Consider the following 13186-nt stretch of genomic DNA (forward strand, 5'->3'; position numbering starts at 1 on the left):
TTTACCCGTCAATATGGCACGAGCGCGCTTCCGTCCACGAAGCGCAGGCTCACATCTTCAGGCAGGTCTTCTGACTTACGGTTCGTCCTACTGGCCGCGTCTTCCCGACCGAGTGGTCAGTGACATAGGGCGGCGTTCGTCCCCGAATACAGCAGCGGGCCTGTCTCCGATTCGCACGGAGTTCCCTATCAAGCTCCTTGGAGCACCTGAAAACAGGCTCTGTTTAGACGGTTCCGGAAGAAAGTCAAGAAAATATTTCCCCGGAGCAGGTGCCCAAACCTTGCGATTTATCGCACATTGTGGCCATGCCGTCCCCGGAAGAAGCGGGGAGGAAAGATGATATTCCGCCGCCATTCACCGCATCGGCTCCGGAGGTGCACGAATGCGGCGACTCGATATCCCCAGGCGGAGGACCAAGAATTTTTTCTTGACATTTGCGCCGCCACACGCTTTATCCATGCACAGTTCAGGTGTTCGCAAGAACTTAATCGGGAACTCCGTGCGAATCGGAGACGGGCCCGCCGCTGTAACCGGGGACGAACGCTGCACCACGTCACTGACCCCTTGGTCGGGAAGACGCAGCTACGTAGGATGAACCGGGAGTCAGAAGACCTGCCTGGACGGTATTGGAGACGACTGCGAGGACGGCATCGTACCCGGCTGCACTATTTCTGCGGATAAACAGGGCTATCCCGGATCGACACCCATCGATCCGGGATTTTTTTTTGCCCTTGCCGCAGCCACCGGCCATCCTCTGACGTCGACTCCGCCACGTATCGTGCGAGGAGCCATGCCCAGGATGCCCTGTCCCTTTTTCCCCCATCTCACCGGACCGCCCGCCGGCAACGGCGCGGCTGCCCCGGCCGTATCGGCACCACCACGGCGCCCGACCGGGCGGTTGTTCATCCCGTTCGGCAGGCAACCGCGCCCTGAGCGGCACTCTGCCGCCATCTGCCCGGCCCGCATCCCCGCTGAATTACGCCACAAAACCGCAAGGACGATTGCATGGAACACCTGCATACTTTGATCGATTACGGCGTGCTCGGCCTGCTGCTGTTGCTGAGCCTGATCGCCGTGGCCGTGGCCATGGAACGCTTTCTGGTCTACCGCGCCGCCCGCGTCGAGACCTTCGCCGACCGCAAGGAGCTGGAACTGCACCTGACCCGCAAGCTCCACCTCATCGCCACCATCGGCGCCAACGCCCCCTATATCGGCCTGCTCGGCACCGTGCTCGGCATCATGCTCACCTTCTACGACATCGGCGCCGCCGGCTTCGACACCACCAAGATCATGACCGGCCTGGCGCTCGCGCTCAAGGCCACCGCCCTGGGCCTGCTGGTGGCCATCCCGGCGGTGACCTCCTACAACCTCCTGCTGCGCAAATGCAAGGTGCTCCTCATCCAATGGGATATCCGTCATGGACGAGAAGGAATTTGATTACTTAAACGTCATCCCGCTGGTCGACGTCATGCTGGTGCTGCTGACCATCGTCCTCACCACCTCCACCTTCATCGCCACCGGCGGCATCAAGGTGGAGCTGCCCAAGGCCGCGGCCAGCGAGGACACGGCGGCCCTGCATCCGCGCACCATCGTGATCAACAAGGAGGGCCGGATCTGGGTGGATTCCGTGGAGACGCCGCTGGCCGAACTGGAAACGGCCCTGGTGGCGGCGGACCGCGCCACCCCGCTCATCGTCCGGGCGGACAGGGACATCAGCCTGCAACTGTTCGTCGATGTGTACGAGGCGATCAAACGACTCGGTTTCACCACCTTGAGCCTGCAAACCGAACAGCAGCCATGAACCGACAAACCAAGGCCACCCATTTCTCCCTGCTGGTGCACGCGCTGTTTCTTCTGGCCGCCTTCAACCTGAGCCAGCAGGCGGCGCCGGTCCGAGCGCCGGTGGGGCTCGATTTTTCCATCCTGCCGTCGAGCGGACCGGTGGCCGGGCCCGTCCAGGACGCCGCGCCGGCGGCACCGCCGGTTGAGCGCCAGGTCGCACCGGTCGAGAAAAAACCCGTGCCCAAGCCGGTGGCCAAGAAAACGCCGCCGGTCGTGAAAAAGAAAACCCCGCCGCCCGCAGAAAAGACGCCGGCGGCGGACACGGTTCCGGTGGCGGCCGATACGCCGGCGCCGGCAGCCCAGGACAGCGCTCCGGCCGCAGCCTCCGCCCCAGTGTCGGCGAGTCCGGCGCAGGCATCGGGGACCGGCCGGCCGCAGGGCGGCAACAGCGGCGGCATCTATTCCACCGGCCAGTTGGACGGGCCGCTGGCCGTGCTGGCGAAATCGCCGCCGGCCTACCCGCCCGCGGCCAAGCGGCGGAATATCGAGGGCTGGATCAGGGTCAAGTTCGTGGTCGACGAAAAGGGACAGGTGGGCCACGTCTCGGTGCTGGCGGCCGAACCCGAGGGGGTCTTCGAGCAGAGCGTGCTGCGCTGCGTCAGCAACTGGCGGTTCAAGCCGGGCACGGTCAAGGGCATGGCGGTCAAGGCCCTGGTCGAGCAGACCATCACCTTCAAGCTGGAAGGATGAACACCATGGCGATCACCACGCACTCTCTGTTCCAACTGGCCGGCGCGCTCTACGGCCTGGCGCTGCTGGCCGCCCTGATGCCGGGCAGGCGCGGGCCGTTGACCGGCTTCCTCCTCGCCCTGGCCCTGGCGGCCAACCTGGCGGTGGTGGCGCTGCGCTACCACCAGGCCTGGCCCATGCTGCCCATGCACCTGGGCGCGATGGCCCTGCCGCTCTGCCTGGGGCTGCTGCTGCCCTGGGCCGCCGGCGGCAGCGGCACCTCGTTGGAGCAGGCGGTGCGCCGCATCCTGCTGGTGCTGATCGTGCTGCTCGTCGGCACGGCACTCTGCTTTCCCAGGGATTTCTACCTGCCGTTTCTCAAATCGAAAACCCTGCTGGCCCACGGCTTTCTCTGGTTCGGCCTGATCGGCAAGGCCTGCTTTGCGGTCAGCGCGGCCTGGGCCCTGGCCTCGCTGCCCCTGTTCCGGCACGCCGCCGACCGGCAGCCGCCGGCCGCGGCCATGCACCGCTGCCAGCGCTGGGCGGCCCTGGGCTTTGCCCTGTGGACGGTCTCCATGTTCACCGGGGAGCTGTGGTCCTACCTGGGCTGGGGCACGCCGGTGGTCTGGGAGGACCCGGCCCTGACCCTGACCATGGCGGCCTGGTTCTTCTACGCCTGCCAGCTCCATCTCCACCTGACCCGCGCCTGGTCCCTCAGGGCCAGGGCGCTCTACGCCTCGCTGGGCGGCCTGGTTCTGCTCGCCCTGACCTGCCTGCCCGACTTCGGCCCCTTCCGCACCCCGTTCTGACCATGCACCGTTCGCTTCTCGTCCTCTGGCGCTCCCTGGGCAGCATCAACCTGACCGTCGGCCTCTGCCTGCTGCTGACCGCGGACCTGGTCTGGGGCTACTTCTCGCTCGACCGGCGCATGCCGCTGTTCACGCCGCTGAACGACATGGGCCTGATCCCCTGGATGCAGACCTACGGCAGCCACAACCTGGCCGCCACCGGCTGGTTCTTCCTGCTCCTGGCCCTGCTGACCCTGCTGGCGGTCAACACCTTCGTCTGCACCACCAACCGGGTGGTTCAACTCCTGGCCGCCCGGAGCGACGGCCGGGGGACGGGCCACCGCAGGCGGCTGGCGCTCAAGCTGGCGCCGCACATCATGCACTACGGCCTGATCGTCATCCTCGCGGGCTATCTGGCGAGCTACCTCTGCACCCAGGTCCTGACCGGCCGCACCCTGGTGCCGGGTTCCCACCTCTCCTTACCCGGCACCAGCGGTCAGGTCACCCTGCTCGCCTTCGAACCCGAGCATTACCGGGGGACGCGGCTGGCCTTCTGGCGCAACGAGGTCATCACCGCCCGGGCCCGGCTGCTCCTGGACGACGGCACGAGCAAGCAGGAGGCGATGCTCTCCTGCACCCGGCCGGTCCGGTTCCAGGGCTACAGCCTCCACCTGCGGGATTTCGCCCCCAAGAGCCTGGACGGCATGAAAATGAAGACGCGGATCGACCTGTACGTCCGCAAGGACCCCGGAGTGGCGCTCTATCTGGCGGGCATCGTCCTCTTCACCCTGGGGCTGGCACTCTATCTCTACGAATGGATCATGTATCGGGAGGCAACCACGGAATGAATCGGTCGACATCGCACCCTGTGCTGGGCACCCTGTTCCTGCTGCTGGCGCTGGCCGTCCTGGCCGCCTGCGACCGCGGTGACCGGGCCGCGGGCACCGCCGGCGACTCCGAACCGGCCTTTCTCCAGGTCGGCGAATTCGCCATCAACCGGATCTCGCCGGACCGCACCGAGGTCCGCGACGGCGCCGGCCGCACCCTGGTGCTCATCCCCCGCGAAGCGCCCATGCCGGCGGACTGCGCGCCCTCCCAGGTCATCCGGGTGCCGGTGCAACGGGTGGCCGCCTACGGCTACTTCGACATCGCCGTGCTCCGCGCCCTGGGCGTGCTCGAACAGACCCTGGTGGGCGTGACCGTGCCGGCCAAACGCTGGCACATCCCGGAAATCAAGCGGGGCATGGAGGCCGGGCGGATCGCCTTCCTGGGCGACGCCGCCAGTATCGACTATGAGCGGCTCAAGCAGAGCGAGCCGGAACTGGTGCTGACCTGGGACCCCTCGGTCATCCCCCTGCTCGACGACCTGCACATTCCCGCCGTGGTCACCACCACCCCCACGGCCATGTGCCTCAACGCCCGCATGCGCTTTGTCCAGTTTCTCGCCCCGTTTTTCCAGAAGGAACGAGAGGCGGACGCCTATTTCGCCCGGATCGACGCGGCCCTGCGCGACATCCGCGCCCGCACCGCCGGCCTGGCCCACCAGCCCAGGGTGATGTGGGGCGACATCTACGAAAAGCGGGTCATGGTCGAACCGGGCAACGCCTGGGTGGGCGAACTGGTGGGGCTGGCCCAGAGCGACTACCAGTTCAAGGACGTGTTCGGCACCTCCTGCATCGAGATCACGGTGGAACGGTTCCTCTATTCCGGCCAGGACGCGGACATCTTCTTCACCTACCGCACCAGGGAGATGGGCGCCACCTCCAAGGAGGCCCTGGCCAAGCTCAACCCGCTGATCAAGGACATCGCCCCGCTCAAACGGGGCAAGGTCTACGCGCCCCTGCCCCACTACACCCAGGGGGCCGACCGGCTCGACGAGATCCTCACCGAGATCAGCGCCATCCTCCACCCCGAGGCCTATCCCGACTACCAGCTGCACTACTTCGTGGAACTGCCCGATACCGAACCGGTCCCCAAGGAGCGCTCATGACCACCTCCGAACTCTGCCTGGCCGAAACGCGGCCCCTGCTCCTGCGCCGGCCGCCGCTGGTCTTCGCCCTGCTGGGCCTGCTCACCCTGGCGATGATGCTCATAAACGTGGCCGTCGGCTCGGTCGACTTCACCCCGGCCGAGATCTGGCAGGCCCTCACCGGCCCGCGTGACGCCTCGACCACCGGCTTCATCATCTGGAACATCCGCATTCCCCGGGCCATCGCCGCGGTGTTCGGCGGCGCCTATCTCGCCGCCTCGGGCCTGCTCCTGCAGATCTATTTCAAAAACCCCATCGTCGGCCCCTACATCCTCGGCATCTCCTCGGGCGCCACCCTGATGGTCTCCTTCGTGATGCTCACCAGCATCACCGTGGGCTGGACCCTGTTCACCCCCTTCGTCTCCACCCTGGCCGCCTTTGCCGGCGCCTACGGCGTGATGCTGATCGTGCTGGCCATCGCCAACCGGGTCAAGGGCGGGGTGACGCTGTTGATCGTCGGCCTGATGATGGGCTATCTGTGCGGTGCGGTCAGCGCCATCCTCACCGCCTTTGCCGAAAAGGACAGGATCAAGGGCTTCGTTCTCTGGCAATTGGGCAGCTTCTCGGGCTTCAAGTGGGACGAGATCGCCATCCTGCTGATTGTCGGCGGCGCCATCCTGCTGCTGCTGTACCTGCAGAGCAAACCGCTCAACGCCTTTCTTCTGGGCGAGGAATACGCGGCCTCCATGGGCGTCGACATCCGCCGCTTCCGCCTGCTGATCCTGCTCTGCGCCTGCGCCCTGGCCGGGATGATCACCTCCATGGCCGGGCCGGTGGCCTTCATCGGCATGGCCGTGCCGCACATGGCCCGACTCGGCTTCGGCACCTCGGACAACCGCATCCTCATCCCCGGCGCCTGCCTGATGGGCGGCCTGGTGGCCAGCCTCTGCGACCTGATCGCCCGCTCGGTCATGGCCCCGGTGGAACTGCCGCTCTCGGCCATCACCGCCTTCTTCGGCGCCCCCATCGTCATCACCCTGCTGCTGCAACGGAGGGTCAAGCTATGAACGCCACTGCCGGTCAACCGGTCGTCGAGGTCCACGACCTGGGCGTGGGCTACAGGAACAGGCCGGTCCTGCGCCATCTCGATTTTTCCTGCCACGGCGGCCAGTTCGTCAGCCTGCTCGGCCCCAACGGCGCCGGCAAGACCACCCTGCTCCGCACCCTCTCCCGTCATCTTGCCCCCCAGGCCGGCGGGATCAGGGTGCAGGGCAGGCCCCTGGAGAGCCTGGCGGCCCTGGAACTGGCCCGGATCATGGCCGTGGTCCTCACCGACAAGATCGCGCCGCCGCTGTTCACGGTCTTCGAGTTCGTGGCCCTGGGCCGCTATCCCCACACCGACTATCTCGGCCGCCTCGGCTCCGGAGACCGGGTGGCGGTCACCTCGTCGCTGGCCGCGGTGCACGCCCTGGACCTGGCCCACCGGCCCTTTGCCGACCTGAGCGACGGCGAGCAACAAAAGGTGCTGATGGCCCGGGCCCTGGCCCAGGAACCGCAGGTGCTCTTGCTGGACGAGCCCACCATCCACCTCGATCTCAAGCACCGGGTGGAGGTGATGGCCATCCTCCGCGACCTCTGCCGCACCAAGGGCATCACGGTGATCGCCTCGCTGCACGACGTCGATGTCGCCGCCAAGGTCAGCGACCGGGTGGCCCTGATCCGCGACGGCGGCCTGGCGGCCTGGGGCCCGCCGGAAACCGTGCTCAGCCGGCAGGCGGTCACCGATCTGTACGACTTCGACAAGGCCGAGTTCAACCGCCACCTGGGCGGCATCGAACTGCGGGGCGCGGGCGACCGGGGCCGGGCCTTCGTGGTCGGCGGCATGGGCAGCGGCGCCCTGGTCTATCGCATGCTGACCAAAAGAGGCTTCGCCCTGGCCACCGGCGTGGTCCACGAAAACGACCTCGACTGTTTCGTCGCCCGTTCGCTCGGCGCCGAATGCGTCGCCGTGGCCCCCATGGAGCACATCAACGGCGCGGCCGCCGACCGGGCGAAAGAACTGCTGGCCGGCTGCGACCTGGTCGTCGACTGCGGCTTCCCGGTGGGCCCGGTCAACGAGGCCAACCTGGCCCTGCTGCAAGCCGCCCTAGAGCTGGGCAAGACCGTGCTCAGCCTGCGCGGCGACCTGCCGCCGGGCCTACGTCCGACCGGCGGCCAGCGCTACCTGGCCTGTGCCGACGCCGCCCGGCTGCTCGAGGCCCTGGAAACCCTCACGCCCCGGCATGCCGTTCCCATTCACGGCGAGGAGAGCCCATGCACCCCCTGACCCTGTGCTACTATTCGGCCACGGCGGCCGAGATCCCCTCGCTGGCCGAAGGCGTCCGGCTCTACCGCGAGCACTGCGGCCCGCTCGCGGTCCAAGCCCGCACCCAGACCCAGCTCTTCGACCGCAAGCGGCAGGAGGTTTTCGTCCGCGAGGCGCTTGCCGCCGACATCCTGATCGTCTCCCTGCACGGCGGCCGCGCCTCGTTCCCGGCCTTTGACCTGCTCAAGGAGGCCCTGGCGGAAAGAACATCCCAAGGTCCCCTGATCCATATCCAGCCCTCCAGCGGCGACGAGGACTCCATCGAGGCGGCGAGGGAGCTGTCCACCGAGTTCGGCACGCCCTTCTGGGATACGGTCAAGCGCTACCTCCAGTTCGGCGGGTCCCGCAATTTTTACCACCTGCTCGTCTTGCTGCACAATCACCAGCACGGCGCGGATCATGCCTGCCGGCCGCCCGAGCCCCTGCCCGACGACGGCATCTACCATCCGGACTATGACGGCGTGCCCGATATCGAGGACTATCTGGCGAAAAAAGTCGATCCCGCCAAGGTCACCGTCGGCCTGTGGTTTTATCAGACCTACTGGGTCAACAACAATCTCGCCTTCATCGACACCCTCATCCGCGCCATCGAGGCGGCCGGGGCCAACGTCATCCCGGTGTTCCACCTGCGCTACAGGGATGCCGGCCGCGGCAACCGGGCCGCCGACGGGGTGGTCGCCCACTATTTCATGGATGGCGACACACCGCGCATCGACGTGCTGATCAACCCGCTGATGTTCTCCCTCACCCTGGTGGCGCCGGAGTTCAGGGAGCTGCTGCCCGGCCTGGGCGTGCCCGTGATCCAGGCCATGACCTGCTCGGCGCCCTTTGCCCAGTGGTCGGAAAGCGTCCAGGGCCTGCCGACCATGGATGTCTCCTATGCCGTGGCCCAGCCGGAATTCGACGGCGCCCTGATCGCCGTGCCGGTGGCCACCCGCGAGCAGGACACCGTCGATCCGCTCACCGGCGCCCTGCTCGCCAAATACCGGCCCATTCCCGAGCGGGTCGACAAGCTGGTGCGGCTGGCGCTCAACTGGGGCCGGTTGCGCCGCATTCCACCGGAAGAACGGAAGATCGCCATCATCTTCCACCATTATCCGCCGCGCAACGACCGCATCGGCTGCGCCGCCGGCCTCGACTCCTTTGCCAGCGTGGCCGCCCTCCTGGCCCGGATGCAAGAGCAAGGCTACCTGATCGACCACGACTACGGGGAGCCGGACGAATTGGCCCACGCCCTCCTGGACAAGATGACCTGCGACCGGCGCTGGTTGCCCATGGACCAGATGGCCGCCCGTGCCGAGGCCCACGCCGGCGCCGAACAATATCAGCCCTGGCATGCGGAGCTGCCGCCAGCCGTGCGCGCCAAGATGACCGCCGACTGGGGCGAGATGCCGGGCGATCTGTTCGTCCATGACGAGAAATTGCATTTCGCCGGCCTGATCAACGGCAACGTCTTTCTCACCATCCAGCCGCCGCGCGGCTACCTGGAGCAGATCGACAAGGTGCTGCACGACCTGCACCTGTCGCCGCCGCATCACTATCTGGCGCAGTATCGCTGGATCCGCGACGTGTTCAAGGCCGATGCGGTCATGCACGTCGGCAAGCACGGCTCGCTGGAATGGCTGCCCGGAAAAGCCATGGGCCTGTCCGGCTCCTGCTACCCGGACCTGGCCATCATGGAGCTGCCCAACATCTACCCCTACATCATCAACGATCCCGGCGAGGGCACCCAGGCCAAGCGCCGCTCCTACTGCTGCATCGTCGACCACCTGCCCCCGGCCTTCACCAACGCCGACCTCTACGACGACCTGGCCACGGTGCAGGCCCTGGTCACGGAATACGCGGCGGCCCGGGCCGAAGATCCGGCCAAGGTGGACATCCTCCGGCCCATGGTCTGGGCGGCGGTCGCTGCCGCGAAACTGGACCAGGACCTGGAGATCGGCGAGCAGGCCGCCCTGGCCGATTTCGACGGCTTCCTCGAACGACTGCACGCCTATGTCGAGGAACTGGGCGACACCATGATAAACGACGGCCTGCACGTCCTGGGCCGCGCCCCGGAAGGCCGGCGGCTCGCCGAATTCGCGGTCCAGCTCACCCGACTGGCCAACGGCGAGGTGCCGTCGCTGCGCGAATCCCTGGTCGCGGCCATGGGCTGCGACTATGACGAGGTCGTCGCCAACCGGGGCAAGCGCGAGGCCCGCTTCGGCAACCGCACCGGCGGCGAGGTACTGCGCGCGGCCCATGAACAGGCCCTGGCCCTGGTGGCGGAACTGGCCGAGGCAGACTATCGGGCCGAGGCCATCCCGCAACTGACCGCGCACCTTTCGCCGGCGGCTCGGCCTCATGTCGCTGCGAGCCTCGACTACATCGCCCGCATGCTGGTGCCCAATATCCGGCGGTGCAGCGAGGAGATCGACGCCTCCCTGGCCGGGTTCGCCGGCCGGTTCGTCCGTCCCGGCCCCTCGGGCGCGCCCAGCCGGGGCCAGGCCGACATCCTGCCCACGGGCCGCAACTTCTATTCGGTCGATCCCAACACAATCCCCACGCCGGCCGCCTGGGAGGTGGGCGTCCGCCTGGGCGACGCCCTGATCGAGCGCTATCTCAAGGAAACCGGTGCCTATCCGGAATCCATCGGCATCCTGGTCTACGGCACCGTGACCATGCGCACCAGGGGCGACGACATCGCCGAAATCTTCTACCTGATGGGGCTCAAGCCCGTCTGGCAGCCGGGCAGCGGCAACGTCTGCGGCCTGGAGGTCATCCCCTTGAGCGAACTGGGGCGGCCGCGGCTCGATGTGGTTCCGCGTATCTCGGGATTTTTCCGCGACTCCTTCCCCAACCTGGTCGAGCGGATCGACGAGGCGGCCCGCATGGTGGCGGCCCTGGAGGAGCCGCCGGAAGACAATTTCCTCCGCCGCAACGTCTACCGCGACCTGGAGGCATACCGCCAGGAGGGCTTAAGCGAGGAGGAGGCCTGGCGCGAGGCCACCTTCCGGGTCTTCGGCTGCCCGCCGGGCACCTACGGCGCCGGCGTCTCGGAACTGATCGAATCCAAGCACTGGCAGACCCAGGAAGACCTGGGCAACAACTACATCCGCTACTCCTCGCACGCCTACGGCCGCGGCAGCTACGGCGCGCAGAAGCCCATGGCCTACCGCCGCCAGCTGGCACGGATGGACGTGACCGTGAAAAACGAGGATTCCCGCGAATACGACATGATGTCCTGCACCGACTACTACAACTACTACGGCGGCATGATCGTGGCGGTGAAGACGGTGCGCGGCCGCCTGCCGTTCGCGGTCATGGGCGACAGTTCCGACCCCAAGCGGGTCAAGATGCGCACCACCTTCGAGGAGGCCAAGCACGTGCTCCGTTCCCGCCTGGTCAACCCGAAATGGCTGGAGGGCATGAAACGCCACGGCTACAAGGGCGCCGGCGACATCTCGCACATGATGGACGTGGTCCTGGGCTGGGACGCCACCGCCGAGGTGATCGACGACTGGATGTACGAGAAGATCGCCCGCGCCTACGCCCTTGACCCGGAAATGCAGGAGTGGATGAAGGCGGTCAACCCCTATGCCCTGCAGAACATCCTCGACAAGCTGCTGGAGGCCATCGGCCGGGGCATGTGGCAGGCGGAGCCGGCAATGGAGGAGCAGTTGCAGAACGCCTACCTGGAGATGGAAGGGGAAATCGAGGAGTGGAGCGAATGAGGGCGGCGGGCCTGCCCACCTCCCCGGCCCCTCTCCCGCCCCGGGGCAAGGGTGCCCCGCAGGGGCGGGAAAAAGCAGTGTGTACCCGGAATTGAAGTGAGACGGACAATCCCCATCCCCCTGCATCTCCTGCTGGGTCTGGCGCTTTCCGTGCCCGCTGCCGCCACGATCGCTCCCGCCGCTTTCGGCGCGACCGAGGAAAACGGCGTGGTCGTCGTCACCGCCGAGGAGATCGCCCGCATGAAGGCCCGCAAGATCGCCGATGTGCTCAACCACATCCCCGGCGTCGAGGCGGGCGATTCCTCGGTGGGCATCCATGGTTCGTACAAGGTGAAGGTGTTGCTCGACGGCCGGCCCCTGAACGACCCGACCTCCAGCTACGGGGCGGTGAATCTCAGCGTCGTCGATCCCGACCAGGTCGAACGCATCGAGATCCTGCGCGGCAAGGGCGGCGTCCGCTACGGCCAGGACGCCAGCGGCGGCGTGATTCTCATCACCAGCCGCGCCGTCCGCGAAATCAGCGCCAGCGCCAAGGCCTACGGCGGCAACCTGGAGACCGGCTACGGCCAGGCCTCGGTACAGGGGCGCTCCGGCCGCTGGACGGCGGAGGCCGGCGGCGAGGCGGAAACGACCCAGGGGTATACCGTCAACAACGACGATGTCCGGCATCAGGGCGGGGTCAGACTGGCCTATGCCGTCGATGACGAGCGCTCGGTGCAGGTCAGCGCCGATTTCATCCACGAGGATCAGGGGCTCAGCGGCCTGCCGGATTTTCCGACGCCCCATTCCCGCAAAACCAGCGAGACCACGGTCCTGGCCGCCCAGGCAAAAGCCCTGGGCTTCACCAGCGCCACCTCGTTCAACAGCGGCGAGAATCACAACACCGATGTCAGCAAGAATCTCGACCAGCGCCTGCGGGTGAACGAACTCGGTGAAACGCTCACATCCTCCTTTGCCACCGGCGGTTTCGGCACGATGGAGTATGGCCTGGGCTACCGGCTGGCCGAAGCCAGCAGCGACACCTTTGCCGGCAAAAGCGAAGAGACCTTTTCGCTTTTCGCCAGCCAGAACCTCAATCGGGGCACCAGCCCCTGGACCCTGACCGCCGGATTGCGCGCCAACTGCAACACCGCTTTCGACGATGCCCTCAACCCGGAAATCAAGCTCGCCTATCAGCGGGAACACTGGGGCGCCACCCTCTCCTACAGCGGCAGCAACAATACCCCCAGCTTCCACCAGCGCTACAACCGCACCAGCTCCACCCGGCCCAACCCGAACCTGGACATGGAAACCGCCGACAACTACAGCCTGGCCGCCACCTACACGCCCATCGAGCGGCTGTCGCTGCGGGCCTCGGTTTTCTACAACCGGCTCAGCGACCGCATCAGCTACATCACCGGCACCGACGGCGTGGGGCAATACGAGAACCTGGGGGAAGTGACCTACCGGGGGGGCGATCTGGCCGTCAACTGGCGGGCCGCGGACAACCTCGGCATCCGCGCCGGCTACACCTACCTGAAAGCCGTCGACGAGGAAACCGGCCTCTATGTCACGGCCAAGAGCAAGCACCGCGCCACCCTGGACTGTTCCTGGCAGGCCACCGAGAACCTGATGATCGTCCTTTCCGGCAAATATGTCTCGAAGGCCTACCTGTACCGCGACAACAGCAAAAGCACGCCCGGATACGCTCTCGCCGACATGCGGGCCGAATACCGCCTGGACCGCCGCTGGGCGCTCTTTGCCGAAATCGACAACCTGGCCGACACCGCATACTCCTATGCCGACGGCCTGCTCGCCCCGCCCCTGACCTGGTTGGCCGGCATGAGCTGGAAACTGTAGG

10 protein-coding genes and 2 riboswitches are annotated in these 13186 nt (G+C 66.8%); all 10 genes read left to right on the forward strand.

Annotation, left to right across the window (positions count from 1 at the left end; genetic code table 11):
- Positions 1-43: 43 nt before the first annotated feature.
- Positions 44-225, reverse strand: a riboswitch (cobalamin riboswitch).
- Positions 226-451: 226 nt separating this feature from the next.
- Positions 452-634: riboswitch (cobalamin riboswitch) on the forward strand.
- 371 nt (positions 635-1005) lie between these two features.
- The 10 genes from exbB (at position 1006) to Q362_RS0105480 (ending at position 13185) form a co-directional block, all read left to right on the forward strand.
- Positions 1006-1437 (forward strand): TonB-system energizer ExbB, encoded by a 432-nt coding sequence (gene exbB, locus Q362_RS0105435; RefSeq protein WP_028317857.1) that lies wholly within the window; start codon positions 1006-1008, stop codon positions 1435-1437.
- Positions 1418-1801, forward strand: coding sequence for an ExbD/TolR family protein (locus tag Q362_RS0105440; RefSeq protein ID WP_028317858.1), 384 nt, complete (start codon positions 1418-1420; stop codon positions 1799-1801). The genes exbB and Q362_RS0105440 overlap by 20 nt, the downstream gene beginning before the upstream one ends.
- On the forward strand, positions 1798-2532 hold the full coding sequence (locus tag Q362_RS22065; RefSeq protein ID WP_028317859.1) for an energy transducer TonB: 735 nt from the start codon (positions 1798-1800) through the stop codon (positions 2530-2532). The genes Q362_RS0105440 and Q362_RS22065 overlap by 4 nt, the downstream gene beginning before the upstream one ends.
- Positions 2533-2537: 5 nt before the next feature.
- Complete coding sequence (gene ccsA, locus Q362_RS0105450; RefSeq protein ID WP_169737369.1) at positions 2538-3320, forward strand: cytochrome c biogenesis protein CcsA; 783 nt, start codon at positions 2538-2540, stop codon at positions 3318-3320.
- 2 nt (positions 3321-3322) lie between these two features.
- Positions 3323-4147, forward strand: a complete 825-nt coding sequence (locus tag Q362_RS0105455) for a hypothetical protein (protein WP_028317861.1) — start codon at positions 3323-3325, stop codon at positions 4145-4147.
- Positions 4144-5289, forward strand: coding sequence for an ABC transporter substrate-binding protein (locus tag Q362_RS0105460; protein WP_028317862.1), 1146 nt, complete (start codon positions 4144-4146; stop codon positions 5287-5289). Before Q362_RS0105455 ends, Q362_RS0105460 begins: the two co-directional genes overlap by 4 nt.
- A complete protein-coding gene (locus Q362_RS0105465) occupies positions 5286-6335 on the forward strand; it encodes a FecCD family ABC transporter permease (RefSeq protein ID WP_028317863.1) in 1050 nt (349 codons plus the stop codon). Before Q362_RS0105460 ends, Q362_RS0105465 begins: the two co-directional genes overlap by 4 nt.
- Positions 6332-7594, forward strand: coding sequence for an ABC transporter ATP-binding protein (locus Q362_RS0105470; protein ID WP_028317864.1), 1263 nt, complete (start codon positions 6332-6334; stop codon positions 7592-7594). The genes Q362_RS0105465 and Q362_RS0105470 overlap by 4 nt, the downstream gene beginning before the upstream one ends.
- Positions 7582-11346: a cobaltochelatase subunit CobN gene (gene cobN / locus Q362_RS0105475; RefSeq protein ID WP_028317865.1), complete on the forward strand. Its 3765-nt coding sequence runs from the start codon at positions 7582-7584 to the stop codon at positions 11344-11346. Before Q362_RS0105470 ends, cobN begins: the two co-directional genes overlap by 13 nt.
- A 96-nt stretch (positions 11347-11442) precedes the next feature.
- On the forward strand, positions 11443-13185 hold the full coding sequence (locus Q362_RS0105480) for a TonB-dependent receptor plug domain-containing protein (protein WP_028317866.1): 1743 nt from the start codon (positions 11443-11445) through the stop codon (positions 13183-13185).
- Position 13186: the final 1 nt, after the last annotated feature.

This window comes from Desulfobulbus elongatus DSM 2908 (assembly GCF_000621145.1).
GTDB classification, from domain to species: Bacteria; Desulfobacterota; Desulfobulbia; order Desulfobulbales; family Desulfobulbaceae; genus Desulfobulbus; species Desulfobulbus elongatus.

Excerpts from the sequence above, each read along its gene's own strand:
- Q362_RS0105465 (WP_028317863.1), top strand. The coding sequence starts at position 5,286 with ATGACCACCTCCGAACTCTGCCTGGCCGAAACGCGGCCCCTGCTCCTG.
- cobN (WP_028317865.1), top strand. The coding sequence starts at position 7,582 with ATGCACCCCCTGACCCTGTGCTACTATTCGGCCACGGCGGCCGAGATC.
- Q362_RS22065 (WP_028317859.1), top strand. The coding sequence starts at position 1,798 with ATGAACCGACAAACCAAGGCCACCCATTTCTCCCTGCTGGTGCACGCG.
- Q362_RS0105470 (WP_028317864.1), top strand. The coding sequence starts at position 6,332 with ATGAACGCCACTGCCGGTCAACCGGTCGTCGAGGTCCACGACCTGGGC.
- Q362_RS0105440 (WP_028317858.1), top strand. The coding sequence starts at position 1,418 with ATGGACGAGAAGGAATTTGATTACTTAAACGTCATCCCGCTGGTCGAC.
- Q362_RS0105455 (WP_028317861.1), top strand. The coding sequence starts at position 3,323 with ATGCACCGTTCGCTTCTCGTCCTCTGGCGCTCCCTGGGCAGCATCAAC.
- exbB (WP_028317857.1), top strand. The coding sequence starts at position 1,006 with ATGGAACACCTGCATACTTTGATCGATTACGGCGTGCTCGGCCTGCTG.
- ccsA (WP_169737369.1), top strand. The coding sequence starts at position 2,538 with ATGGCGATCACCACGCACTCTCTGTTCCAACTGGCCGGCGCGCTCTAC.
- Q362_RS0105460 (WP_028317862.1), top strand. The coding sequence starts at position 4,144 with ATGAATCGGTCGACATCGCACCCTGTGCTGGGCACCCTGTTCCTGCTG.